Here is a 23567-nt window from a genome sequence, read left to right on the forward strand (position 1 = left end):
TTAGAAGCCAGTTATTCCCTGTGTTAAGGCTTGAATTATCGTGCTAATGTAAGACCAAAGTACAATGAATGTTGCAATTCCAATTAAAACATTTGCAATAATAAGTGTGTAAACAAGATCTAATCCGCCATTGTCTAGCTTTAATACGGCTACAGTTATACTAATGCCTATATAAGTTGCAACTACCGATAATAATATCGGTAAGAAAAAGATTAATAAGAAACTAAAAAGAAAAGAAAGGACTAATATGACAATAGCCGGCGTCGCTATCGTTCCCCATATACCAAATACTTCAAGAAATGAAAAAGATGATTTCATCATCTTACCACTTACAAAAATAATAAATCCGACAAATAAAGTTAAAATTAATAAAAAGAAAAAGACCGTTATAGATTCTCCAAAAAACGTGGGAGTAGATATATCTGGTGCAAATGTTCTCGTAACTGCTGATGCTGCACTCATCATTCTATAAAAAATACATGCTCCTAAAAAACAAATAAGAACAAGACTTACAATTCCATTTCGCACTTCAATAGCGCCGCTTTTCATAATCGCTGTCGGTGCTTGTAATGCATGTTTAAAAAATTGAAAATAGCCGCTCGCAAACCGCTTCGCTTGCTCTACCGTTTCATTTGGCCGAGCTTCCTTTGCTTGTGCCGCACGTGCTTGTTCCGGCCCTTCTTCTTGGCCACTACTTGCCACTACTTCTTCCGTTAACGAATGTCCACAATTCCCGCAAAACTTTGCCTCTACTGCATGTTCTGTATGACATGACGGACATTTCATTCTCTTATCCCTCCTTAAGCATATACCTTATAGGGTGTTACAAGTTCAATATATGAATTTGTACATAAAACATGACTACAAGAAAAAGATTCTGAAATCCTTCTTCCGAAAGAAAATATATGTGCTAGCAATCTTGAAAAAAAATGCTATTATGAAACAGAATAAATAATATTTTTAACAGATTGGATGAAAGAAAATGGAATTGGTAAACTCAATTTTCCAAATACTCCTTACAAGCGTAATCCAATTATTATCTTTAATTGGCGTTATCATTGTAATTGGATTTCTATTAGGCTATTTAGAATCTCTCACACGCATGTATTGGTCGAGAGCTTTTGGAAGAAAAGGATTCCTATTAACGGCTTGGATCGGTGTTCCGATTCACGAACTTGGACATGCCATTATGTGCGTACTGTTCCGTCATAAAATTGTGGCGACTCAGTTCTTTCCAACAGATACAAGTCAAGGGGCTTTAGGTTATATACAACATCAATACAATCAAAAAAGTGTGTATCAACGAATTGGGAATTTCTTTATCGGCATTGGGCCTATTATTTCTGGTATTACTGCATTAATCCTTTTAATGCGCTATTTCGTACCAGAATCATATTTTTTATTTAATACAACTCTCGAAAAAACGATTGCTTCTACTTCTATTAATGTAGAAATGATTCAAAACATGCTCTTGTCGACGTTTGTATTATTGAAAAGCTTATTTACAATCGGCAATTTATTGAATCCTTCCTTTTGGTTATTTTTATTTATCGCCATTTGCATTTCCGCACATATCGCTTTAAGTAAACCAGACATTAAAGGATCAATAGACGGTGTTGTCGTCATGTTTATCGTGTTATTTTTATTCAACATAATAGCAGGACTGTTTCAATACGACAGTAATCAGCTAATTGGACAGGTTATGAAATATAATATGTATCTCATTGCGTTTTCTAGTGTGGCACTGCTGTTCTCTTGTCTTTCTACACTCGTTAGTTTTTCGTTTTATAAAATAAGAAGAGGGCGTTCTTTTTGAACGCCCTCTTCTTATTAATTATTCCCCTTATAATCACAATGCTCAACCGGAACACGAGCATGCCCCTCTTCATCGGTACACCATGACTGTGATTGGAAGGCAAGAAAGATACCAATCCATTCTTCTTCCTTTTCAAAGTGAATGAGTATTCCTCCGTCTTGCCATATACCATTATCAGCTTTCCATTTCTCTACATTCCCTTGATTCATGTGAATATCATGTATACCGTTTCCTGGTTTGAAATGAAAATAGGAATCTGGTGTATTTTCTTCTGGTCCCCATCTTTCGCCAAACGCGTAAATAATTGCTTTTTCTTCCATCGCTCGCTTTATATAACGTTCTATTTTTTCGTTTAAATCATTATCTGCACCTGCTTTTTCGGGAGGCAAAGGAATCATTTGTTTTGAGTCAAATAGATTTCCTCTTACATAATCTAAAGCTACTTTCGGCTCATTATTTTTTACTTCCGTAAAACCAAATGGTAATGTCGGTAAAATATGAATCGCCTCTGACCGAATATTGTTACTCGCAAAATATAAAACTTCTGATGGATAACTTTGCGATTTTACGTTAATTGCAATACGATAATCTACTCCTGTCTCGCCCTGTAAATGAACTTGATAATGAGGTGTTTTCCCTTTTCCAATCTTTGATTGTATAACTGTACCTTTTAACACACCGTAGTTTTTTAGGGGCATACATTTCATCTCCTATTCATTTAGTAGAAGCTATTCATATTTAAATCATTATCCACTCAAAAAAAAAATCCTCCTATGTTAGGAGGATTTTTAATTTCTCAACATATACCAAACAATAACCTCTACCACTACAAGCAAAACCGCACCAAAGATCATTAACGTCGTCTTCTTTAACAGTTCATTTTCACGGTAAGGGATATTACATAAGTAAGCACCTAGTGTAATCCGTGATGGACAAGCGATTGTCGCTACTGATGATGCGGTGTTTTGAAGTGTTGTGACATATTGCCACGGGAGTGCTACGTTTTGTGCAGTTTGCATTTGTAGTTTTATAAACATTGCATTTGATCCTGCGTTACTACCTGTTAAAAATCCACCAATAGCGCCAATAAACGGAGCAACGAAAACGAAAAACGTTCCAAATGTGTCACCAGCTGTCTTTGCGAGTAATGAATGCATGCCTGATGCACCCATTAGTTCTGAAATGGCGATAAACATTGTCGTCGTAATAGCAAAAGGAATCCATTGTTTAATCGTTTGTGAGAGTGATTGTTTAATAATATTAGACGGGATGCGGAAGAAAATAATAGTAAATAAGCAAGTCATACCGAGCCAAAATCCTGGTGAATATAGTAACTCTAGTTTGTAAGAGTATGATTTCAAATCAAGAACCGCATATGATCTAAACAAATCATGTAATGCTGGAACGAGGCGAGAAAGTAAAATACAAACTGTTAGAAATATATAAGGGCTAATAATTTTTATAATGGATACTTCTCTCTCCGTTGCAGCGGCATGTTCTGTTATAAGATTTTGCCCACTTTTTCCTTTTAATTTAATGATAAGAAAGCCAAATGTAATCGTAACGATAGAACTTAATATCCCTGCTAGTTCAACACTTACGTACGCATTAGAAAGATAGATTCCGAGAGAAAATAATAGAAAGAATCCTACCCCTTCTTTCCACTTTTCTATAACCGCTTGCCAGCCGCCAACAACGTGTAAAGAAAGAATAACAAAGTAAGCAAACATCGGAATACTTAATAGCGCTGTATTTGTACCAAGTGTTGTAAGAGGCATATTTATTAGCTGCGAACCGATAATCGTACCAGTTGCCATTGCGCCCCATGAACTAGCTAGTAAGCCGATGAATGAGAGCAGTACAGCTTGAAATGGTTTATATCCTAGTGAAAGAAAAATAGGTGCTGCAACCATGAAGCCGATACCGAATCCACTTACTGATTCAATAAGCGGGCAAATGCCAAAACACATAAGCAGCATTTGTAATAAGCGATCCTGAGTAACTTCTTCTAGAAAACGTGCTACTTGATCGATGTACCCCATTTTGTTCATGAGGTGAAATAAAAAAATACCGAAAAATAAAACGTACCCGACAATAAAACAAATTAACCATCCTTTAATCGTTGCGTGCACAGTTTCACTTATCCCTAATTGAAACGTTGGCGAGAGTAAAACGATTCCAACAGACACAACATAAGAAATTAACGAGGATCTTAATGACGTTTGTTTAAATAAAAATAAACAAATGAAAATCATCATAATTGGGATAAGTGCCAACAATATGGCCATGTTATCATCTCATTTCGTTTAAAATACAATTTTTAACTATTATATAACAGATGCTATAATTTTCAATTATTTTTACAACAGATTCAAAAAAGGAACCAAACGGCTCCTTTTCATTCACTCCCATTTTCTATTATCCTGAAAAACTGTCTGCTTTCCGACTATTTCTTTCAACACAACAAACACAATGTAAGTACATATTGCTTGCAAGATAATATTCCAAAATTTCATTAATGTAAATGAATGAATCCGTAGAAATAATTCGTTTAATAATACAATCGAAACGATACTAAATAATTCTATACTAATCGAAAATACACATATTTCTAAAATAGACTGTTCTTGAATGCGATTTAAGTTGGAAAAGATGAATACATACCCTAAAAATAGAGCCATTAACTCTATTTTCGTCATGCTAATGAGCCAAGCGTATAGTGGTACAGTTAAAAATAGATATAATAGTTTACGTCTTAGCATGCCTTCTCACCCTCTAAATTATATGTATTTTCTGTATATTTTAACATTTATTACGCAAAACAAAAAGAAGAGACTACGCCTCTTCTTTTTGTTTTGTTGCCTGTATTAATTCACATATTTCTTCTCGTTTTTCATTTTCTAATAGCTCAATAACTTTACTTCCAACGACAACACCATCACATATTGTAACCATTTCTTCTACATGTTCTTTTGTTGAAATGCCGAATCCAGCGACTACTGGTAAGTTGACGTGTGATTTTACTTTTTCTAAGTAACTATGAATCTCTTCTTTAAAGTTTTGACGTACTCCCGTTACGCCCGCTACTGTAACAGCATAAACGAACCCTTCTGATTCACTCGTAATTTTTTCAATTCTTTCAATAGGACTTGTTACGGTAACGAGTGGAATGAGCGCAATGTTTGCCTCTCGAAGTAACGGCGCAATAATATTTTGTTCTTCATACGGTAAGTCCGGAACGATGATGCCGTCTACACCTGCTTCTATACAGTTCTCGATGAATCTCTCTTTTCCGAATGCAAGTACCGGATTTAAATATGTCATAAGAACAAATGGCATTTGTACTTCTTTTCTTACCTCTGCTAACGCTTGAAAAATGCCTTTTAATGTTACGCCGCTATCTAGCGCTCGCTTTCCTGCTCTTTGAATCGTTGGTCCATCTGCAACTGGATCTGAAAACGGAATACCAATTTCAACGATGCTTGCTCCAGCCTCATCTAGAAAACAAATTCTTTCTTTTAATTTTTCAAGGCCACCATCTCCGCCCATTACGTACGGAATAAATGCTTTCTTGCCATTTTCAAACGCTGCTTTAATTTTTTCTACTCCCATTTTTTACACCTCTTCCATATAACGTTTTATACTCTCTACATCTTTATCACCACGACCAGATAAACAAATGACAAGTCCCTCATGTTCCTTCATTTGCGGAGCTAAATTTAATGCGTATGCGACAGCATGTGAACTTTCTAGCGCCGGGATAATGCCTTCTTTTTTCGTTAATAATTGAAATGCTTCTAATGCTTCTTCGTCTGTTATCGAATGATAAGAAACGCGGCCAATATCTTTTAGCAAGCTATGTTCTGGACCAACACCTGGATAATCTAGTCCTGCTGAAATAGAATGAGCTTCTTGAATTTGTCCTTCTTCATTTTGTAGAAGATACATCATCGATCCGTGTAAAACGCCGACGCTTCCTTTCGTTAAAGTTGCTGCATGCTTTTCTGTATGAACGCCTTTTCCAGCTGCTTCTACGCCGTAAAGAGCAACTTCTTCATCGTGTACGAACGGATAAAACATCCCCATCGCATTACTACCACCGCCAATACAAGCAACGACTGCTTCTGGTAACTTTCCTTCTAACGCCTCATATTGTTTTTTCGTTTCATTTCCAATTACACTTTGGAAATCACGGACAATTTGCGGGAATGGATGTGGTCCGAGAACAGATCCCATAATGTAGTGCGTATCATGCACATGTGAAACCCAGTAACGAAGGGCCTCGTTTACCGCATCTTTTAATGTACCGCTACCTGCCGCTACACTTTCTACTTTCGCTCCGAGTAATTCCATTCGGAACACATTTAATTTTTGACGTCTTACATCTTCTTCTCCCATAAAAATGACGCATTCTAATCCGAGAAGAGCACATACAGTAGCTGTTGCAACTCCGTGTTGTCCAGCTCCTGTTTCAGCGACAACTTTTTTCTTGCCCATTCGCACTGCAAGTAGTGCCTGACCGATTGTATTGTTAATTTTATGAGCTCCTGTATGGTTCAAATCTTCACGTTTTAAATAAATCTTTGCACCACCGCAATACTTCGTCATATTTTCAGCATAATATAGCGGTGTTTCTCTTCCGACGTACGTTTTTAAATAATAATTTAATTCCTTTTGAAATGCTTCATCTTGCATCGCTTCTTTATATGCTTCTTCTAGTTCTAGTACAGATTGCATTAACGTTTCTGGAACGTATCGTCCTCCGTATATACCGTAATGTCCTTTTTCATCTGGATATGCGTAGTTCATTTGGAACACTCCTTCGCTTTTATAATAAATTGTTTTATTTTCTCTACATCTTTCTTTCCTTCTGTCTCTACTCCGCTACTCACATCAACCATATAAGGCCGAACAGTTCGAATTGCTTCTTCTATATTAAGAGCGTTTAATCCACCAGCTAATATCGTTTTCTTTCGCAATTCTTTTGGCATATGCCCAAGTAGTTCCCATGAAAATGTCTTTCCATTTCCTCCATGAAACTTTTCCTTCGGGCTATCAAATAATATATAATCCGTTTCATACCCTTGAGCGTTTTTCATATCACTCTCTGAAGTTACTCCTAGCGACTTTATAGACGGAATATTCAATCTTCTAATTTGATAATTGTCTTCATCCCCATGTAGTTGTACATGTGTTAACCCGCACTCATCTGCAATTTTCTGGATCAATTCTACTGATTCATTTACGAAAACACCGATTTTTAACACGTTGGCTGGAAGCTCCTGAATGATTTCTTCCGCTCTCTTTGGAGTGATTTTCCGCTTACTTTCTGCAAAAACAAATCCGAGTGCATCTGCTCCGTATTCGCAAGCACGGTTTGCTATTTCCATATCAGTGATGCCGCAAATTTTCACTTTCATATATTCACCTTACAATCTTCAAAAAAGGTACGAATAGAAGATGATGTCATAAGTGCCTCTCCAACTAATACACCTTTTGCTCCTGCTTTTTTAACACGAATAATATCCTCTTTTGAATGAATCCCGCTTTCGCTAATCCAAAGTAATTTCTCCTCATTTAATCGTTTTCCAAGCTTTTCTGTTTGGCCTAAATCGACTTCGAATGTTTTTAAATTACGGTTGTTAATACCGATAACGTGCGGATTTAATTCGATTGCAATTTCTAATTCCTCTTCATCATGAACTTCAACAATTGCTTCTAATCTTTTTTCTCGTACATAGCTATATAGCTCTTTTAATTTCTCTTTCGTTAAAGCTGCTACAATTAATAAAATAATATCTGCGCCAGCTTCATATGCTCTATCAATTTGAATCTTATCGATTATGAAATCTTTACATAAAAGCGGAATGTTACTTTCTTCTCTTGCCGTTTGTAAATCATGAAACGACCCTTTAAAAAACTGACCGTCTGTTAAAACAGAAACTGCTCCTGCACCACATTTCTCATATGTTCTCACTTGTTTTCGTACGTCAACGTGTAAATTGATATCTCCTTTTGATGGTGATGCTCGCTTTACTTCTGCAATGACAGTAAACTGCTGTAACGCTTCTACAAGTGAATGTGTCTTTCTTTTTGTTTTTACTGGTGTATATATTTCATATAACTCCGCAACTTCCTTTTTCTTCTGTTCTACAATTTTATCTAAAATCGTCCCCACTTTAGTTCACCCTTTCTAATTTTTCGTTACTTGCTGCAATTAATAAGTTTAATTTGGCTAATGCTTTTCCAGAGTCAATGCTATGTGCCGCGAGTTTAATTCCTTCTTCAATCGTTTCCGTTTTTCCATTTGCGAAAAGAGCTAGACCTGCATTTAATAAAACGGTATCGCGGTAAACACTCTTTTCTCCGCTCAATACTTCAAGCGTAATCTTTGCATTTTCTTTCGAATCCCCGCCTCTAATCTCTTCATTGTTCACTATTGAGAAACCGTATTTCTCAGGTTCAATACTCGTTTCTACTATTTCATTATCTTTTAAAAGGACTACGTAATTTTCCCCTTGTAATGATGCTTCATCTAAAAAACCACTTCCATTTACGACAAGCGCTTGTTTCCGGCCTAACTTTTGTAATACTTGTGCAACTGGTAATAACATATCTCGTTTATAAATACCGACAAATTGTGTTTCTAAATTCACTGGATTTGTTAAAGGGCCAATTAAATTAAAGATCGTCGGCACGTTTAATTCTTTTCTTATTTTCATAATGCGCCTTAATGCTGGGTGCATCGCTGGTGCGAATAAAAATGCGATTCCGACATGCTCTAATAAATAATCAATTTCGTTTGGCGTACTACTAATATTTACACCTAGTTCTTCTAATAAATCTGCACTTCCTGTTTTACTAGAAACAGCGCGATTACCATGTTTTGCAACCTTTACGCCAGCTCCTGCCAGTACAAATGCCGATGTTGTGCTAATATTAAACGTTTGGGCACCGTCACCACCTGTCCCGCAATTGTCCATTGCTCCTTGTATATGGTTCGAAAACGGCAATGCCTTTTCGCGAAGAGCTCGAACGAGACCGTATATTTCTTCTGCCGTTTCACCTTTCGCTTTCAGTAAGACTAAGAAAGCTGCAATTTCACTTTCTAATATGTTTTCACTTAATAAAAGTAGTCCTGCTTTATACATTTCCTCTTCTGTTAAATGTTGACCCTCCACTAATTTACGAAGATAGTTATTCATACTCTTTCCTCCTCTTTTATTTCTATTAAAAAGGCACGTATTAACTTTCCGCCTTCTTCTGTTGCGATTGATTCCGGATGAAACTGTAATCCGAAGAGCGGATAATAATTGTGACGGACTGCCATTATCTCTCCGTCGTCCATCGCTGTCGCTAATATGTCAAAACACTCTGGCAAGCTTGTTTGCTCTGCAACAAGGGAATGATAGCGCATTGCCGTTAGCGGCTGTGTAGCGTATGAAAAGATTGACGTTCCGTTATGTTTCACACGCGATGTTTTTCCGTGTCTAATACGTTCTGCTCTAACAATGTCTCCTCCAAATGCAGCTATGATCGCTTGGTGGCCAAGACAAATCCCTAATATGGGAACGTTCTTATAAAAATGATGGATGACGTCGATACAAATGCCAGCACCCTCTGGTTTTCCTGGTCCTGGTGAAAGTACAATTCCTCTTGGATTCATCTCTTCTAACTGTTCTATCGTTATTTCATCATTTCTTACAACTACAATTTCTTCTTCATGTTCGCCTAACAGTTGGTACAAATTATATGTGAACGAATCGTAATTATCGATAAGTACAATCATTTCATTACCTCCAATAGTGCTCTCGCTTTATTTAACGTTTCTTCATATTCAGCTACTGGGTCTGAATCATAAACAATTCCCGCTCCTGCCTGAACGTATGCTTTTTCATCCTTTACGACCATCGTTCGAATAGCGAGCGCCATATCAAGATTTCCTGAAAAACTAACGTATCCAACTGCTCCGGCGTATACATTTCTTTTTTCATTCTCTAGCTCATTTATAATTTCCATCGCTCTAATTTTCGGAGCCCCAGAAACCGTTCCTGCTGGTAGGCAATACGCTAATGCATCAAATCCGCTCATTTGTTTTCGCAATGTTCCGTAAACTTCAGATACAATGTGCATAACGTGAGAGTATTTTTCTACTTTCATATATTTATCTATCGTAACCGAGCCGATTTCGCTCACTCTACCAATATCGTTTCGCCCAAGATCTACAAGCATCATATGCTCTGCTCGCTCTTTCTCATTGTCTAACAGTTCTTTTGCGATTTCCTCATCTTCCCTCTTCGTTTTCCCTCTCGGTCTTGTACCAGCAATTGGATTCGTCATCACTTTATCCTCCCTTACTGATAGTAAACTTTCCGGCGAAGAACCGAGTACAACATAATCTTGGAAATCGATATAGAACATATATGGTGATGGATTTGCAATTCGAAGTTTTCGATATAACGCGAATGAATCACCAATACATTCACTTTGTAAACGCTGTGACAGTACGACTTGGAATATATCTCCCGCTCTTACATATTCTTTCGCCATTTCTACCATCTCACAAAACTCTTTTTCCGTTATAGAAGAAGTGAATGATAATGTGGATGGTATTGCATTTTCTTCAGCTTCTTCTCCTTGTAGCACTTCTTCTTTGTATACTCGTAGTCTTTCGTATACTTCCTCATAATTTGCTGAATCATCTTCCCTGCATACATATACAAACGAAAACTTTTGGCGTGAATGATCGTAAACGATAAACTCACGATATAGTAAAAGGTGCACTTCCGGAATATTTAATGGGTCGTGTAAATCCGCTCCAATGTTTTCATACTGCCGAATGACATCATATCCAATATAACCAACTGCTCCTCCGCAAAATGGAAATGGGCTGTCTACTTGTGATGGTGCGATTATTTCTTCTAACACTTGTAGTACGTTACCTTGTAACTTTTCTGCCCGGCCGAAAATCGTTCGTTCCACTTCCGTACCAACGCTTTTCACTTCTCCATAAGGATTACATCCTAAGTAAGAATAACGCCCTTTATCTTGATGAAGCTGTGAACTTTCTAATAAGAATTTCTTCTTCCCTTTCATACGTCTATATAAAGAAATTGGCGTAATGCTATCTCCTTCTTCTTCATCGATTACTAAAAATGTCTTTCTCTCTCTTTTTTGTTTTATAAATTCTTCTTTCGTCATCATGTCCTTCACCTCGCTCTGAAAAATAAAAAAGTCCTCTACATATCGAAAATATGTAGAGGACGATAAATATACCGCGGTACCACCTCGTGTTGGATGCAAAAGCATCCCGCTTTGTTCAGGTACAAAATTTATACCTTATCCTTGTAACGGCGGAACCCGGGTTGCCTACTGAATATAATTGTTCAGCATACCTCTCGTAAGCCCATTCCGTATATGGCACCGTACCGGGCTCCCACCTATTCCCGGCTCTCTGTAACGTCTCCAATATACGTACTCTTCTTACTTAAACGATTTCATTTATTTAATTTTTTATACACAAAAAGGGAGTACTCATCCTATAGAAAGGACGGGTACTCCCGTGGTGCCACCTTAATTCGTTACAAATGTAACGCACTTTACCGTATCAAAAACAATACGTGTCTCTTGTATCGATGAGATCATGTCGCCAAAGCCTACTTCTTTCGTTTCGGTTTGGAAGCTCCGAAGCCCATTCCACATCAATTCCATACTGATTCGCACCAACCATCAGCTCTCTGACATGTTCATCATGTGTACTCTTCTTCATCAACGCTTGCATTTTTTTAAGTTGCACTCATTATAGACCTGACTTTTTTCACAAGTCAATACTTTTTTAAAAATTTTATTTTTCTTTCCTTTCAATATTATATTGACAAAACAACCTCTTTTTATGTAAATATAATAAATACTCTATTAAAAATAAGGTTTTTTGTATGAATATTATATATTAAAAAAGTAAAATGACATCAAAAAACGCTTACATTTCTGAAAATTCATATTTCTATATGGATTTTTCAGAATAATCATGATAGATTATAAATATGCATAACGCATCAAAAGACATGACAAAAGGAAGGGGAACTACATGAGTACGCAGATGTTAACTTTAACTTCGATCTCTATCTACATGCTCGGGATGTTAGTAATTGGCTATTTCGCCTACAAACGAACGTCCAACTTAACAGATTATATGCTTGGCGGGCGTACACTAGGCCCCGCAGTAACAGCATTAAGTGCTGGAGCATCCGATATGAGTGGTTGGCTTTTAATGGGATTACCCGGTGCAATGTTTAGCGTTGGATTAAGTAGTAGTTGGATTGCGATCGGCCTAACACTAGGCGCATACGCAAACTGGCTTTATGTCGCTCCTCGCTTACGTACCTACTCAGAAATTGCAAATAACTCTATTACTATCCCAGAATTTTTGGAACACCGTTTCCACGACAAATCTCATATGCTACGTTTAGTATCTGGACTTGTTATTATGATTTTCTTTACTTTCTATGTAGCTTCAGGATTAGTTTCAGGCGCTGTATTATTTGAAAATTCATTTGGCATGAACTATCATGTTGGATTATTCATTGTAGCAGGCGTTGTTGTAGCTTACACATTATTTGGTGGTTTCTTAGCAGTAAGTTGGACAGACTTCGTGCAAGGAATCATTATGGTAGTTGCTCTTATTCTTGTTCCTATCGTAACAATTATGAATTCGAACGGACTTGGACCTGCATTTGATACAATTCGATCTGTAGATCCAACACGTCTAGATATTTTTAAAGGTGCCTCTACTTTAGGAATGATTTCTCTATTCGCATGGGGCCTTGGTTATGTCGGACAACCTCATATTATCGTACGCTTTATGGCAATTTCTTCTGTAAAAGAACTTAAAAGCGCACGAAGAATTGGTATGAGCTGGATGATTTTCTCTGTTGTTGGAGCTATGTTTACTGGTCTTATCGGTATTGCTTACTATTCACAACAAGAGTTAACATTATCTAACCCAGAAACAATTTTCCTTGAACTTGGGAAAATTTTATTCCACCCACTTATTACTGGATTTTTATTAGCCGCTATTTTAGCAGCAATTATGAGTACAATCTCATCTCAGTTACTCGTTACTTCTAGTGCCGTAACGGAAGACTTATATCGTACATTCTTCAAACGTTCTGCATCTGATAAAGAACTTGTATTTGTCGGTCGTATGGCTGTACTTGTTATTGCATTAGTTGGGTGCGCTTTAGCGTTTAAACAAAATGATACGATTTTAGCTCTTGTTGGATACGCTTGGGCTGGTTTTGGTTCTTCATTCGGACCTGCTATTTTATTAAGCTTATATTGGAAACGTATGACGAAATGGGGCGCGCTTGCTGGTATGATTTCTGGTGCCGCTACTGTTATTATCTGGACTCAATTCAAATTCTTAAAAGATTTCTTATATGAAATGATTCCAGGTTTCGCTATTAGTTTACTAGCCATCGTAATTGTTAGTTTACTAACACAACCTTCAAAAGAAGTTGAAGAGCAATTTGAGGATTTCGAAAAACAACATCGTCATAATTTATAAAAAAATCTCTGCTGTTATCGTAACAGCAGAGATTTTTTTACAGTTCGACAATCTTCTTATCAAATTTAACAAATTCTTTATGTTTCGTTAAATTTAACATAACACTACTCCTTTATAGTATGAATATCAGCACTTATACAGAAAGGGGACTCCAACATGTTAGCAGCTTTCCAGCAACAACAAACACGAAAATTTTCACCTATCACAAATACTTCTGCATCTTGTTTAAACATGCAACCTAACCCGCCTAAAATTTCAATTGCTCCTTCTGTTATTTCAGTCATCGGTGTTCATATAGAAAAACATAAATTAAAAATAAAAACGGGACAAAACATTGTGTTAGCAGCTTCCATTTTGCCAATACAAGCAACGAATAAAGAGCTTATTTGGTCAAATATGAATTCTGATATCATCACCATATATCCAAAAGGTGACACCGTGACGATTACTGGAAAAAGTGCAGGTAAAGCAGTCGTAATTGTCACAACTGCTGAAGGCAAATTCCGTGACCTATGTGTCATTCACGTACAACCTTATATGACAAACCCAAAGTAAAAGAGTGGTTTCGTAGCCACTCTTTTACTTTGTTTCAATATTTGAGTTTTTACTTTTTACAAAGTTAATAAATTGTTCTTTATTTCTTGGAGAAATAATTTCTGTTTTTATGTGTATCGTAAACAATTTCAAGTCAGTCAAATGATAATGCATGAGTTGCTATTGGATTTTTCGTATTTGAAATTTGTTTTATATCTCGTATAAATATACGTTTTGTAATGAGACCCGATCTAATCGTAATTGTTTCTTTCCCGGCAATATATTTTGCCAAAAATCAACTCCAACTAAACAACATTGCTAATGGAATTGTAAAAAGCAAAAGAAAATATTCTCTCCCTACAAAAATTGGATATAACCATGTATCTTTTTTTGATGGAAATTCGATTTCCATCCCCCTTCTATGCCCATATTCCTATAAAACAAAAAGAGAAGTATCACAACTTCTCTTTGCTCCCCTAACATTATAATTCCTGTGTATACACCGGCTCGTTTACGACGTTTTTTGCTGTACGTTTTTGTTGCTGCAGTAAGAATACAGATACACCAAACAATACGAGCATGCTACCGATAATTTGCATTGCATTTAATTTTTCTCCAAGTAAGAAAAACGCAAGTATAGATGCTCCAACAGGTTCTCCTAAAATACTCATTGAAATTGTCGTTGCATTTACATAATTTAATAGCCAGTTATTAATTACATGTGACACTGTCGGCACAACCGCAAGTAAAAGAAAAACAGTCCAATCCCACTTCGTATAACCTGTAAAGGGTACTTGTAATATGACATTATAAATCCCCATAAAAAGACCTGCGAACGCAAAGACTGTAAAGCTATAAATCCAGTGCGATACTTTCTTCACTGTCGTTTGCCCGATAAATAAATAACCGACAACCGCTATTACACTTAGAAAGGATAATATGTCACCATAAATTGCTTGCTTACTTAAACCTAAATCTCCCCAACCAATGCACATTACTCCTAAAATAGCAATTCCCATCGTTGCAATGGCTGAATATGTTGTTCTTTCTTTAAATAGAAAAAAACCTCCAACTAAAGATACGATTGGTTGAAGTGCCAAAATAATTGTTGAACTAGCAACTGTTGTATGCTTTAAAGATTCAAACCATAAAAGAAAATGAAGTGCTAAAAAGAAACCAGATCCAATTAAAAAGCCCCAATCTTTCATTTGAATCCTATTAAATTCCTCTCTTTTTTTCCATACGATAGGCAGCATAATAAGTACGATAATCCATAAGCGGTACATACTTAATATTGAAGATGGTGCTGAGGACATCTTTACAAAAACTGCTGCAAAGGAAATGGCAATTATAGAAATAGCCAATGGTAGTGCGATTGATTTTTCTTGTTTCAAATCCTGTCTCCCCTCTCACCTGTCAAAAATCCCACTTCATTATATCCGTTTTCTTTCGTAACTTAAATACTAATTTTTTAGATTCTTCGTACCATTATGGTAAAATAGAAATTAAGGCACCAATTAGTGAATCTTTCTTTCCTTTTCACTACAAGCGTCGCTCTTACAATCGTTACAGTAAATTTTTATTTAGGGGGATCTACATGAGTCAAACAATAGGGAGAATTGAAGAAATTTCATTTTATAGCGCATCACTTCAAGAAGATGTTACACTTCTCGTTTATTTACCAGTAAATTACACACCACTGCACAAACATACAGTTGTAATTGCACAAGATGGTAGAGATTATTTTCAGCTCGGTAAAGCGCACCGTGTAATTGAGCGCCTTCGTGAAACCGAAGAAATTGACCGTACAATTATTGTCGGTATTCCATATAAAAATGTACATGATCGTAAAGAAAAATATTTCCCAAATGAAGTGAAAAATGCTGCATATATTCGTTTCCTTGCTCATGAACTTGCACCATATATTGATGAAAATTATCCAACGTACCAAATGGGAAAAGGTCGTGTTTTAATTGGTGATTCTCTTGGCGGAACAGTTTCCTTTATGACTGCACTTATGTATCCGCATACATTCGGTAAAGTCGTTATGCAATCACCATTTGTGGATGAGGCAGTGATGAACTTAGCAAAAGAATTCAAAGATCCACAGGCGTTAGAACTGTATCACGTCATCGGTACAGAAGAAACGGCTGTAAAGCGTACTGATGGACAAATATCTGATTTCGTAGGGCCGAACCGTGAGTTAAATACGCTTCTTACAGATAGAAACTTCATCACGCATTACGAGGAATTTGAAGGCAATCATACTTGGAAATATTGGCAGACTGATTTACCGAAAGCCTTCTCTCATATTCTATCAATGAAATAATAGAGAGCAGTATTCAGAATAATTTGATATAATAGATAAAGAGATTTATTTATCTCAAAATCTAACTAGACTTACAAAGGGAGGAATTGGAACATGAAATTAGGCATTGTAATTTTTCCATCTAAAATGATTCAAGATAAAGCGAACGGATTGCGTAAACGTTATGACCCGCACTACGCATTAGTTCCGCCACATATTACATTGAAAACACCCTTTGAGGCGCAAGATGAACAATTAGAGTCGATTGTAAACGAGTTACATACAATCGCAAGTAAAACGAACCCTTTCACCCTTCATGTTGGGAAAGTTGGTTCTTTCGCACCTGTTAATAACGTCCTTTACTTTAAAGTAGAAAAAACACCTGAACTTACTTTCTTAAATGAAGAAATGCATAGCGGGTTATTCACGCAAGAACGCGAATATGCTTTCGTACCTCATCTAACAATCGGACAAGGCTTATCAGATGCAGAGCATGCTGATGTGTTGGGCCGATTACGTATGAAAGATTTCTATTACGAACAACCAATTGATCGTTTCCATCTTCTATATCAATTAGAAAATGGAACATGGACTGTACACGAAACATTCCGTCTTGGAAAGGGGAACAACTAATTTGCACGCACAGATTGTACAAACGGACGAACAACTAAGAGATGCATTCTCTGTACGTAAACAAGTGTTTGTAAATGAACAACGTGTCTCTGCTGAAGAAGAGTACGATGAGTTTGAAGAAACTTCAACACACGTTGTTATATATGACAATGATGTTCCAGTTGGTGCTGGACGTTTTCGCATCCTTGATGGTATAGGAAAAATGGAACGCATTTGCGTGCTAAATTCCCATCGCAAAAAAGGGATTGGAAAAATTGTTATGGATTCTCTTGAAGCGTATGCAAAAGAAAATTCGCTACCAAAATTGAAACTTCACGCTCAAACACATGCTGAAGATTTCTATAAAAAACTTGGATATGTAACAAGTTCTGATGTATTTATGGAAGCAAATATCCCGCACGTCGTAATGATAAAAAAATTGTAATTTGAAAACAGGAGGTAACCCCTCCTGTTTTTTTACATTGCTATTTTCTTTTTCTTCCGCTAAAGTTAAATGTTGATGCTATAGTTTTGAAGGTGAACATATGACACAAGAAAAATTTTCACAAAAATCGTTAACACACGCTGATATTCCGCGTGCGACATATCATATTCCGAAAACATCTACCCATTTAATTATGGAAGAAGATGTAGATGCGGCTTATTTCCGCGCTCTCGAGCAACAAAATGTTTTTTTAAACGAAAAACAATTAGAAGCCGTGCGCACAACAGAAGGTCCTGTTCTTACACTAGCTGGTGCTGGAAGCGGGAAAACATCTGTTTTAACAACTCGCGTTGGTTATTTAGTAAATGTAAAACAAGTTCATCCACGAAATATTTTATTACTTACATTTACACAAAAAGCAGCTGAAGAAATACGAAGTCGTGTTGCGAAGTTACCAGGTATGAATCATGCAGCAAGTAGCTACGTTGTTGCTGGTACATTCCACTCTGTTTTCTTAAAATTGCTTCGTAGTCAAGGTTATAATCAGCAAATTTTAGCAAATGAAAAACATAAACAAATTATGATAAAGAAAATCTTAAAAGAATTGCGTTTAAAAGACGATTATGATGCGGAAACGATGCTCGCGATGATTTCACTTGAGAAAAACAAATTAAATCGTCCGAAAGATGTAAAAGCGAAAACACCAGTGGAACAAGAATTTAAAGAAGTATATGAACGTTTTGAAGAGGTAAAACAACGATACAATTATATTGATTTCGATGACATCTTATTGGAAACATATTATATGTTAGAAAATAATGCTCCTTTACTAACTCAATTACAACAACGTTTTCACTACATTGAAGTAGATGAGTTTCAAGATACATCCTATGCACAATATGAAATTGTAAAATTGTTAGCCACGCCAAGAAATAATTTGTTCATCGCAGGTGATGATGATCAAGCAATTTATGGCTGGCGAGGGGCAAGTCACCAAATTATTTTATCTTTTCCAAAAGAATTTGATAACACAACAATCATTGCACTAAATACGAATTATCGATCCAATCCCTTTATCGTCGGGCTTGGAAATGAAGTTATAAAATTAAATCAAGAACGTTTTGATAAAGAGCTATACTCCGTTCGTGAGGAAGGTGTACAACCTTTTTATGCAAGACCTGCTACGACTCTTGATGAAGCAAATCAAATTTTGCAGCTCATTCAAGAAAAAGTAGATAGCGGTGACCGAAACTATAAAGATTTTTGTTTACTGTATCGCACACATTCTGTAAGTCGTTCGTTACTTGATCAGCTTACCATTCATAAAATCCCGTTTATTAAACACGGGGCGAGCCAATCATTTTATGAACATTCTTTAATTAAGCCTGTATTAGATCATTTAAGACTCGTGATTGAGCCGTTTCGACTAGAATCACTTTCAAACATATTGCCGACGATGTATATCGGACGTGATGATTGTATTTCATTTATTGAACGTGAACAATGGAAATATGGTGAGGGGCGCTTCCCTTCTCTTCTTCATTTCTTACTATTAAATCCAAGCTTAAAACCTTTTCAAGTGAAAAAGGTAAATGAGCGCATTGATTTTATTAAGTTTATTAAAGAATTAGAACCGAAAAAAGCATTAAAAGAAATCATTCATGGTAAAGGAAAATATTTAGAGTACTTACAAAGTAACGATCGTTCTTCCTTTACGATGCATAAAGACATACAAGAAGAAATGTTGGAAGAATTACTGGAGTCTGCAACTCGTTTCACCGATATTCCAGCTTATTTACAATTTATTGCCGAGGCGATTCAAGGTCAAAAAGAAATGGAAGCATTAAAAACAATGCCGCAAAAAGATGCCGTTTCACTTATGTCAATCCATAACGCAAAGGGCCTTGAATTTCCATGTGTCTTTTTACTTGGAGCGAGTGATGGAATCCTGCCCCACACTTCTTCTTTAAAAGATGCAAATGATCGTATTACGGAAACTTCTGAAGCGTTAGAAGAAGAACGCCGATTACTGTATGTCGCCATTACACGTGCGAAAGAAGAACTTTACATTTCTTCTCCGCAATTTTTCAGAGGAAAGAAATTAGACATATCTCGTTTTTTATATACTGTGCGAAAAGATTTACCTGAAAAGACATCCACTAAATAAGGATGTCTTTTTTTATATCACGTTATGTACATCCCTCCTATATAAATTCCTTGTTTTTATCGTGAGAATTAACGTAATATCAGCCATATCCCACTCATATTGTAATAGTGTATGTCAGAACTCACGATAAGGAGTGAACATAATGAGCTGCAATTGTAACGAAGACCATCATGAACATGATTGTGATTTCAACTGTGTATCTAATGTCGTTCGCTTTATACATGAACTGCAAGAATGTGCAACGACAACATGTGGATCTGGTTGCGAAGTTCCATTTTTAGGAGCACATAATAGTGCATCTGTAGCAAATACACGCCCGTTTATTTTATACACAAAAAGTGGAGAACCTTTTGAAGCATTTGCACCAACTGCAAGCCTTTCTAGCTGCCGATCTCCAATTTTCCGTGTCGAGAGTATAGACGATGATGATTGCGCTGTATTGCGTGTATTAACTGTAGTATTAGGTGATACTTCTCCTGTACCACCTGATAATGATCCAATTTGCACGTTTTTAGCTGTACCAAATGCAAGATTAATATCGACCAACACTTGTCTTACTGTTGATTTAAGTTGCTTCTGCGCTATTCAATGCTTACGTGATGTTACGATTTAAAACTAAATAATGAGTTAAGCATGGATTGGGTGGCAGAATTTTCTGCCACCCAATCCATGCTTAAAAGGTATTATTATGTATTTTTTATAAAATTGGGAACTTGTCTAGAACATTGAACCTGTCCTTTTCATTAACTGAAAGTAGAAACAGATAAAGGAGTGAAAAACATGTTCTCTTCTGATTGCGAATTTACTAAAATCGATTGTGAGGCGAAACCAGCTAGTACACTACCTGCCTTCGGTTTTGCTTTCAACGCTTCTGCCCCTCAGTTCGCTTCATTATTCACACCATTACTATTACCTAGCGTAAGTCCAAACCCAAATATTACTGTTCCTGTAATAAATGATACAGTAAGTGTCGGAGATGGCATTCGAATTCTACGAGCTGGTATTTATCAAATCAGTTATACATTAACAATTAGTCTTGATAACTCACCTGTTGCACCAGAAGCTGGTCGTTTCTTCTTATCATTAGGTACACCAGCTAACATTATTCCTGGATCAGGTACAGCAGTTCGTTCTAACGTTATTGGTACTGGTGAAGTAGATGTATCCAGTGGTGTTATTCTTATTAACTTAAATCCTGGTGACTTAATTCAAATTGTACCAGTTGAGTTAATTGGAACTGTAGACATCCGCGCAGCAGCATTAACAGTTGCACAAATTAGTTAGTAAAAAGCGGTATTTCTAATACAGAAATACCGCTTTTTATATATAATAAAAAACACTCACAGTTGCATGAGTGTTTCATTCTTCATATTGTTTTATTGTGTTCTTCTTTTTCCCACAATTGCATCCCTTTTTCTTCACAAATCCTTGTTGTTGTAATTGTTCTTGATATGCCTGTTGTTGTGCTTGGTGTTGTTGCTGTATATGATACCACTGCTGCAGGTCATATGAATTTTGCCTTAGATTATTGCTCACAGCAAACATCTCCTCTACTGTCAATTCTGTCTATTTACTATATGAACAACTCTTTATTTCCGTTCCCTCATTCTTTTAAACTCCGCTTTTTCTCTTATTATGAAAATATATTATTCTCCCATAAAATATCCTGTAATCGTTTCAATGATTGCTGCTGCACCTGCAATGGCTAATAATGCAAGTAACGGCTCCGCAACGATAGGAATCCAATTATATAAAACTAATAAAAAAGCACTAACCCATACACCTGTACACCAATAACAGCTTAATAATTCGCCAATCCACTTTCTTAATCCTTTACCTTTTACTTTTGTAAATGTTGATACACTTCCATCCGGCTCCGTAATCTCTAATTCATCAATAAATGGTCTTCGCAAAAAGGCTGTAATTTTATCATAAACAATTAAACGAGTGAGCCTAAAAGCAGCTAATGCAAAAATAAAAAATAAAAGCCAGCTTGTAAACAGCATAATTCCACCTTCCCTTATCCTCTTTCGCCTATTTAAAAAAAAAGGTCTTGAGATTGTGACCAAATCTCCTCGACTCCAATATCTTATTAATGTAAATACAAACAAGAAGATAAGGAGTGACATTAATGAGTTGTAACGAAAATAAACACCATGGCTCTTCTCATTGTGTAGTTGACGTTGTTAAATTCATCAATGAATTACAAGATTGTTCTACAACAACATGTGGATCTGGTTGTGAAATCCCATTTTTAGGAGCACACAATAGTGCTTCAGTAGCAAATACACGCCCTTTTATTTTATACACAAAAACTGGAGAACCTTTTGAAGCATTTGCACCAACTGCAAGCCTTTCAAGCTGCCGATCTCCAATTTTCCGTGTGGAAAGTGTAGATGATGATAGCTGTGCTGTATTACGTGTATTAACTGTAGTATTAGGTGACAGTTCTCCTGTACCACCTGATAATGATCCAATTTGTACGTTTTTAGCTGTACCAAATGCAAGATTAGTATCGACTAACACTTGTCTTACTGTTGATTTAAGCTGCTTCTGTGCGATTCAGTGCTTACGCGACGTTTCTATCTAATAAGTGAAGTAAACTAAAAAACTATTGGGGTGGTAGAAGCTTTCTACCACCTTTACATATTTAAAATCCGGCCATACTAATGGATTGGATATCATCTATAGACAACTTAATATCTCGCATACTATTTTGCGGCATAATGGATACAATGCCATTACGATACGACATGATTGATCCAATATAAGAAACTGTAGCCGTTTTTATTCTGCACCTTACTTTCGGAATGTAATGAGGACGGTTTAACAAGAAATGAATTCTCTCATCATTATTCATATCCTTAAATGATTTATTATACGGGACAGTTCTTACTGGCTCTTGCTCTTCTTGCTCTTCTTGTTCTGCGTGTTCTTCTTTTTCCTCTTCTATTTTTTCTTCCACTTGTTGCTCTTCTTGTTGTTCTTGCTCTATTACCTCTTCCACAGCACTGCTTACAATATTTTCTTGTCTATCACTTTGCTCTTTTTGATCTTCATTTTCAAAGTTTGTCAGGATAATCCTTTTTATTTTCGGTGCAGTAAGTTCTAAACTTACTTGCGTGATATATAACAACGGTTTTCCAACTGTTGAACTTTTATTTTTATTCTTCACACTCGTCCCTCCCACTTCCATACGTAGCTGAATAAATCGTGTACTATTATAGTTATATTCATCACGTGGTAAGAACTTTCGTTAAAAATCATTCTTTCTCAGAACAAATAAAAAGGACAATCTCAGCATTTAGAGATTGTCCTTTAAAAATTAATATTATATTTATCCTAGGATATGATACCCTGAATCAACGTGAATGTTTTCTCCTGTTACTCCACGTGCTAAATCACTGAATAGGAATACTGCTGTATCGCCTACTTCTTCTGGAGTTGTTGTACGACGAAGTGGTGCGCGCTCCTCAATTTCTCTTAAGATTGAGTTGAAATCGCCTACACCTTTTGCAGATAACGTACGAATTGGTCCTGCAGAAATAGCGTTGACGCGAATACCATGTTGGCCTAAATCGTTCGCTAAATATTTCACGCTCGCTTCTAATGAAGCTTTCGCAACACCCATAACGTTATAATTTTTCACAACGCGCTCGCCGCCAAGATATGTTAAAGTTAAAATATTTCCGCCTTCTGTCATTACTTTCTTCGCTTCTCTTGCTACAGCTGTTAAAGAGAATGCACTAATATTTTGTGCAAGTAAAAATCCATCGCGAGAAGTATCTACAAATTCACCTTTTAAGTCATCGCGATTTGCAAAAGCAATACAATGTGCTACACCGTGAATAGTACCTACTTCTTGTTTAATTGTTTCAAAGCAAGCTGTAAGTTCCTCATCATTCGTTACATCACAAGGTAATACAAGTGATTCTTGTCCTTCTAATGTGTCCGCTAATTCACGAACGTTTCTTTCTAAACGTTCTCCTGCATATGTGAATATTAATTTTGCACCTGCATTATGCAAAGAGCGAGCTATTCCCCATGCAATACTTCTTTGGTTCGCAACGCCCATAACAACAAATGTTTTCCCTTGTAATAGTTCCATGATATATCCTC

General features: G+C 36.4%; 26 protein-coding genes, 1 pseudogene and 2 other annotated features. Of the genes and pseudogenes, 10 read left to right on the forward strand and 17 right to left on the reverse strand.

Features of this window, described 5'->3' with window-relative positions; translation table 11 throughout:
- Window positions 1-786 carry a zinc ribbon domain-containing protein gene (locus MKY38_RS15675; protein ID WP_065223887.1) on the reverse strand — a complete coding sequence of 262 codons (786 nt, stop codon included), beginning with the start codon at window positions 784-786 and terminating at the stop codon, window positions 1-3.
- A 196-nt stretch (window positions 787-982) separates the two neighbouring features.
- Between MKY38_RS15675 and MKY38_RS15680 the strand changes: the two genes are divergently transcribed.
- Window positions 983-1816: a hypothetical protein gene (locus MKY38_RS15680; protein ID WP_000424522.1), complete on the forward strand. Its 834-nt coding sequence runs from the start codon at window positions 983-985 to the stop codon at window positions 1814-1816.
- Between the two features lie 14 nt (window positions 1817-1830).
- On the opposite strand, the gene MKY38_RS15685 is transcribed toward MKY38_RS15680, so the two are convergent.
- The 10 genes from MKY38_RS15685 to trpE all read right to left on the reverse strand — a co-directional run bounded on the left by MKY38_RS15685 (window position 1831) and on the right by trpE (window position 11020).
- Entirely contained in the window at window positions 1831-2514 is a 684-nt protein-coding gene (locus tag MKY38_RS15685) for a DUF2278 family protein (protein ID WP_001128610.1), read from the reverse strand.
- Window positions 2515-2604: 90 nt separating this feature from the next.
- Window positions 2605-4104: an L-lactate permease gene (locus MKY38_RS15690; protein WP_065223886.1), complete on the reverse strand. Its 1500-nt coding sequence runs from the start codon at window positions 4102-4104 to the stop codon at window positions 2605-2607.
- Window positions 4105-4218: 114 nt separating this feature from the next.
- Complete coding sequence (locus MKY38_RS15695) at window positions 4219-4578, reverse strand: DUF4029 domain-containing protein (RefSeq protein WP_063535898.1); 360 nt, start codon at window positions 4576-4578, stop codon at window positions 4219-4221.
- A gap of 73 nt (window positions 4579-4651) precedes the next feature.
- Window positions 4652-5428: a tryptophan synthase subunit alpha gene (trpA, locus tag MKY38_RS15700; RefSeq protein ID WP_065223885.1), complete on the reverse strand. Its 777-nt coding sequence runs from the start codon at window positions 5426-5428 to the stop codon at window positions 4652-4654.
- A 3-nt stretch (window positions 5429-5431) separates the two neighbouring features.
- Window positions 5432-6625, reverse strand: a complete 1194-nt coding sequence (trpB, locus tag MKY38_RS15705) for a tryptophan synthase subunit beta (protein WP_065223884.1) — start codon at window positions 6623-6625, stop codon at window positions 5432-5434.
- A complete protein-coding gene (locus MKY38_RS15710; RefSeq protein WP_061113633.1) occupies window positions 6622-7236 on the reverse strand; it encodes a phosphoribosylanthranilate isomerase in 615 nt (204 codons plus the stop codon). The genes trpB and MKY38_RS15710 overlap by 4 nt, the downstream gene beginning before the upstream one ends.
- On the reverse strand, window positions 7233-7994 hold the full coding sequence (gene trpC, locus MKY38_RS15715) for an indole-3-glycerol phosphate synthase TrpC (protein ID WP_061113632.1): 762 nt from the start codon (window positions 7992-7994) through the stop codon (window positions 7233-7235). The genes MKY38_RS15710 and trpC overlap by 4 nt, the downstream gene beginning before the upstream one ends.
- Before the next feature lies 1 nt (window position 7995).
- Window positions 7996-9021 (reverse strand): anthranilate phosphoribosyltransferase, encoded by a 1026-nt coding sequence (gene trpD, locus MKY38_RS15720; protein ID WP_341049150.1) that lies wholly within the window; start codon window positions 9019-9021, stop codon window positions 7996-7998.
- Window positions 9018-9605 carry an aminodeoxychorismate/anthranilate synthase component II gene (locus MKY38_RS15725; RefSeq protein WP_341049151.1) on the reverse strand — a complete coding sequence of 196 codons (588 nt, stop codon included), beginning with the start codon at window positions 9603-9605 and terminating at the stop codon, window positions 9018-9020. The genes trpD and MKY38_RS15725 overlap by 4 nt, the downstream gene beginning before the upstream one ends.
- The gene (gene trpE, locus MKY38_RS15730) at window positions 9602-11020 is read right to left on the reverse strand and encodes an anthranilate synthase component I (RefSeq protein WP_341049152.1); all 1419 of its coding nucleotides are present in this window, start codon (window positions 11018-11020) and stop codon (window positions 9602-9604) included. The genes MKY38_RS15725 and trpE overlap by 4 nt, the downstream gene beginning before the upstream one ends.
- A gap of 52 nt (window positions 11021-11072) precedes the next feature.
- Window positions 11073-11317, reverse strand: a binding site (T-box leader).
- Window positions 11318-11359: 42 nt separating this feature from the next.
- Window positions 11360-11597 (reverse strand) — a binding site (T-box leader).
- A 306-nt stretch (window positions 11598-11903) separates the two neighbouring features.
- On the opposite strand from trpE, the gene putP reads away from it, so the two are divergent.
- Together putP and MKY38_RS15740 are read left to right on the forward strand one after the other, a co-directional pair.
- Complete coding sequence (gene putP / locus MKY38_RS15735; protein ID WP_000107210.1) at window positions 11904-13382, forward strand: sodium/proline symporter PutP; 1479 nt, start codon at window positions 11904-11906, stop codon at window positions 13380-13382.
- Between the two features lie 156 nt (window positions 13383-13538).
- Entirely contained in the window at window positions 13539-13937 is a 399-nt protein-coding gene (locus tag MKY38_RS15740) for an Ig-like domain-containing protein (protein WP_065223880.1), read from the forward strand.
- Between the two features lie 24 nt (window positions 13938-13961).
- On the opposite strand, the pseudogene MKY38_RS15745 reads toward MKY38_RS15740, so the two are convergent.
- Both MKY38_RS15745 and MKY38_RS15750 read right to left on the reverse strand, forming a co-directional pair.
- Window positions 13962-14322 (reverse strand): annotated as a pseudogene (locus tag MKY38_RS15745) (PH domain-containing protein).
- Window positions 14323-14398: 76 nt separating this feature from the next.
- Window positions 14399-15310 (reverse strand): DMT family transporter, encoded by a 912-nt coding sequence (locus tag MKY38_RS15750; protein WP_000806939.1) that lies wholly within the window; start codon window positions 15308-15310, stop codon window positions 14399-14401.
- Between the two features lie 203 nt (window positions 15311-15513).
- Here MKY38_RS15750 and MKY38_RS15755 point away from each other — a divergent pair, with 203 nt between their 5' ends.
- From MKY38_RS15755 to exsF, 6 genes are all read left to right on the forward strand, one after another.
- The gene (locus MKY38_RS15755) at window positions 15514-16245 is read left to right on the forward strand and encodes an alpha/beta hydrolase (protein WP_341049153.1); all 732 of its coding nucleotides are present in this window, start codon (window positions 15514-15516) and stop codon (window positions 16243-16245) included.
- A gap of 93 nt (window positions 16246-16338) precedes the next feature.
- Entirely contained in the window at window positions 16339-16857 is a 519-nt protein-coding gene (locus MKY38_RS15760) for a YjcG family protein (RefSeq protein ID WP_000765863.1), read from the forward strand.
- A 1-nt stretch (window position 16858) separates the two neighbouring features.
- Window positions 16859-17281: a GNAT family N-acetyltransferase gene (locus MKY38_RS15765; RefSeq protein ID WP_000543296.1), complete on the forward strand. Its 423-nt coding sequence runs from the start codon at window positions 16859-16861 to the stop codon at window positions 17279-17281.
- Window positions 17282-17381: 100 nt separating this feature from the next.
- Window positions 17382-19448: an ATP-dependent helicase gene (locus MKY38_RS15770; protein ID WP_114556043.1), complete on the forward strand. Its 2067-nt coding sequence runs from the start codon at window positions 17382-17384 to the stop codon at window positions 19446-19448.
- 142 nt (window positions 19449-19590) lie between these two features.
- Window positions 19591-20061: a spore coat protein CotY gene (gene cotY, locus MKY38_RS15775; RefSeq protein WP_065223877.1), complete on the forward strand. Its 471-nt coding sequence runs from the start codon at window positions 19591-19593 to the stop codon at window positions 20059-20061.
- 167 nt (window positions 20062-20228) lie between these two features.
- On the forward strand, window positions 20229-20732 hold the full coding sequence (gene exsF / locus MKY38_RS15780; RefSeq protein WP_000492937.1) for an exosporium protein ExsF: 504 nt from the start codon (window positions 20229-20231) through the stop codon (window positions 20730-20732).
- A gap of 75 nt (window positions 20733-20807) precedes the next feature.
- Here the strand turns inward: exsF and MKY38_RS15785 are convergent, their stop codons facing one another.
- Both MKY38_RS15785 and MKY38_RS15790 read right to left on the reverse strand, forming a co-directional pair.
- Window positions 20808-20993, reverse strand: coding sequence for a hypothetical protein (locus MKY38_RS15785; RefSeq protein WP_021727509.1), 186 nt, complete (start codon window positions 20991-20993; stop codon window positions 20808-20810).
- A 101-nt stretch (window positions 20994-21094) separates the two neighbouring features.
- Window positions 21095-21454 carry a DUF1360 domain-containing protein gene (locus MKY38_RS15790; RefSeq protein WP_000899662.1) on the reverse strand — a complete coding sequence of 120 codons (360 nt, stop codon included), beginning with the start codon at window positions 21452-21454 and terminating at the stop codon, window positions 21095-21097.
- Window positions 21455-21579: 125 nt separating this feature from the next.
- Here MKY38_RS15790 and exsY point away from each other — a divergent pair, with 125 nt between their 5' ends.
- Window positions 21580-22038 (forward strand): exosporium assembly protein ExsY, encoded by a 459-nt coding sequence (gene exsY / locus MKY38_RS15795; RefSeq protein ID WP_114556044.1) that lies wholly within the window; start codon window positions 21580-21582, stop codon window positions 22036-22038.
- Between the two features lie 60 nt (window positions 22039-22098).
- On the opposite strand, the gene MKY38_RS15800 is transcribed toward exsY, so the two are convergent.
- Together MKY38_RS15800 and fabI are read right to left on the reverse strand one after the other, a co-directional pair.
- Window positions 22099-22644 carry a spore coat CotO family protein gene (locus MKY38_RS15800; protein ID WP_070179960.1) on the reverse strand — a complete coding sequence of 182 codons (546 nt, stop codon included), beginning with the start codon at window positions 22642-22644 and terminating at the stop codon, window positions 22099-22101.
- Between the two features lie 141 nt (window positions 22645-22785).
- Entirely contained in the window at window positions 22786-23556 is a 771-nt protein-coding gene (fabI, locus tag MKY38_RS15805) for an enoyl-ACP reductase FabI (RefSeq protein WP_000421885.1), read from the reverse strand.
- Window positions 23557-23567: the final 11 nt, after the last annotated feature.

The sequence above is a fragment of the Bacillus sp. FSL R5-0585 genome (assembly GCF_038004545.1).
In the GTDB taxonomy this organism is placed as follows: domain Bacteria; phylum Bacillota; class Bacilli; order Bacillales; family Bacillaceae_G; genus Bacillus_A; species Bacillus_A cereus.

Coding starts and splice junctions, on each gene's coding strand:
- MKY38_RS15675 (WP_065223887.1), bottom strand. CDS start 786: ATGAAATGTCCGTCATGTCATACAGAACATGCAGTAGAGGCAAAGTTT.
- MKY38_RS15680 (WP_000424522.1), top strand. CDS start 983: ATGGAATTGGTAAACTCAATTTTCCAAATACTCCTTACAAGCGTAATC.
- MKY38_RS15685 (WP_001128610.1), bottom strand. CDS start 2,514: ATGCCCCTAAAAAACTACGGTGTGTTAAAAGGTACAGTTATACAATCA.
- MKY38_RS15690 (WP_065223886.1), bottom strand. CDS start 4,104: ATGGCCATATTGTTGGCACTTATCCCAATTATGATGATTTTCATTTGT.
- MKY38_RS15695 (WP_063535898.1), bottom strand. CDS start 4,578: ATGCTAAGACGTAAACTATTATATCTATTTTTAACTGTACCACTATAC.
- trpA (WP_065223885.1), bottom strand. CDS start 5,428: ATGGGAGTAGAAAAAATTAAAGCAGCGTTTGAAAATGGCAAGAAAGCA.
- trpB (WP_065223884.1), bottom strand. CDS start 6,625: ATGAACTACGCATATCCAGATGAAAAAGGACATTACGGTATATACGGA.
- MKY38_RS15710 (WP_061113633.1), bottom strand. CDS start 7,236: ATGAAAGTGAAAATTTGCGGCATCACTGATATGGAAATAGCAAACCGT.
- trpD (WP_341049150.1), bottom strand. CDS start 9,021: ATGAATAACTATCTTCGTAAATTAGTGGAGGGTCAACATTTAACAGAA.
- MKY38_RS15725 (WP_341049151.1), bottom strand. CDS start 9,605: ATGATTGTACTTATCGATAATTACGATTCGTTCACATATAATTTGTAC.
- trpE (WP_341049152.1), bottom strand. CDS start 11,020: ATGATGACGAAAGAAGAATTTATAAAACAAAAAAGAGAGAGAAAGACA.
- putP (WP_000107210.1), top strand. CDS start 11,904: ATGAGTACGCAGATGTTAACTTTAACTTCGATCTCTATCTACATGCTC.
- MKY38_RS15740 (WP_065223880.1), top strand. CDS start 13,539: ATGTTAGCAGCTTTCCAGCAACAACAAACACGAAAATTTTCACCTATC.
- MKY38_RS15755 (WP_341049153.1), top strand. CDS start 15,514: ATGAGTCAAACAATAGGGAGAATTGAAGAAATTTCATTTTATAGCGCA.
- MKY38_RS15760 (WP_000765863.1), top strand. CDS start 16,339: ATGAAATTAGGCATTGTAATTTTTCCATCTAAAATGATTCAAGATAAA.
- MKY38_RS15770 (WP_114556043.1), top strand. CDS start 17,382: ATGACACAAGAAAAATTTTCACAAAAATCGTTAACACACGCTGATATT.
- cotY (WP_065223877.1), top strand. CDS start 19,591: ATGAGCTGCAATTGTAACGAAGACCATCATGAACATGATTGTGATTTC.
- exsF (WP_000492937.1), top strand. CDS start 20,229: ATGTTCTCTTCTGATTGCGAATTTACTAAAATCGATTGTGAGGCGAAA.
- MKY38_RS15785 (WP_021727509.1), bottom strand. CDS start 20,993: ATGTTTGCTGTGAGCAATAATCTAAGGCAAAATTCATATGACCTGCAG.
- MKY38_RS15790 (WP_000899662.1), bottom strand. CDS start 21,454: ATGCTGTTTACAAGCTGGCTTTTATTTTTTATTTTTGCATTAGCTGCT.
- exsY (WP_114556044.1), top strand. CDS start 21,580: ATGAGTTGTAACGAAAATAAACACCATGGCTCTTCTCATTGTGTAGTT.
- MKY38_RS15800 (WP_070179960.1), bottom strand. CDS start 22,644: ATGGAAGTGGGAGGGACGAGTGTGAAGAATAAAAATAAAAGTTCAACA.
- fabI (WP_000421885.1), bottom strand. CDS start 23,556: ATGGAACTATTACAAGGGAAAACATTTGTTGTTATGGGCGTTGCGAAC.